The 887-nt window shown below is 67.1% G+C and carries 1 pseudogene; it reads left to right on the top strand.

The features are described from left to right. Positions 1-186 precede the first annotated feature (186 nt). Positions 187-887: pseudogene (locus tag AS25_RS14215) on the top strand (IS3-like element ISAar43 family transposase); the annotation flags it as partial.

Below are 887 nucleotides of genomic sequence, written 5' to 3'. Positions count from 1 at the left end.
GTGTGAGTCGTCCTGTTGCCCGGGGGTCCGGGCAGTGAGACTGGTCAGATCATGACGAACAGCAGGAAGCGTCACACCTCGGAGCAGGTCGTCCGTAAGCTCGTGGGCTGACCCCGTTTGGTAGGTCCGGTGGTTGTGTGAGTCGTCCTGTTGCCCGGGGGTCCGGGCAGTGAGACTGGTCAGATCATGTCGAACAGCAGGAAGCGTCACACCTCGGAGCAGGTCGTCCGTAAGCTCGGGCAGGCCGACAGGATGCTCGCGGGCGGTAGCGACATCGCCGGGGTGTGTCGAGAGCTCGGAGTGTCCGAGCAGACGTATTACCGGTGGCGTAACCAGTACGGCGGGCTGAAGGCCGACGACGCGAAGCGCCTCAGGGAACTGGAGAAGCAGAACGCCACGCTCAAGCGGCTGCTCGCCGAGGCAGAGCTGGAGAAGGCCGCGCTCAAGGAGCTGGCTGAGGGAAACTTCTAGGCCCGGGCAGGCGCCGCGCCGCCGTCGACCACCTCAAGCGCAAGCTGCGGGTGAGCGAACGAATGGCGTGCCGTCTGGCCGGGCTGAGCAGGTCCGCATACCGTCGCCCGCTCCAGGGTGAGACGACAGCCGACCCGGACCTGGCGTTGCGGGACTGGCTGCGGGCGTATGCGAAGAAGCACCCGCGGTGGGGATACCGCAGGGCCTACCACGATGCCCGCGGCGAGGGGTGGGTCGTGAACCACAAGAAGATCCAACGGCTCTGGCGCGAGGAAGGGCTGCGCGTCCCGCAGCGGCGTCGCCGCAAGCGTGTCGGATCCTCGACCGTCGACGCCCCGGCGGCAGTCGCACCGAACCTCGTATGGGCGGTGGACTTCCAGTTCGACGCGGACGAGCAGGGCCGTCCGATCAAGATC

The sequence above is a fragment of the Kocuria marina genome (genome assembly GCF_000786655.1).
GTDB lineage: Bacteria > Actinomycetota > Actinomycetes > Actinomycetales > Micrococcaceae > Kocuria > Kocuria marina_A.
This window is presented reverse-complemented; position numbering and strand designations above follow the sequence as displayed.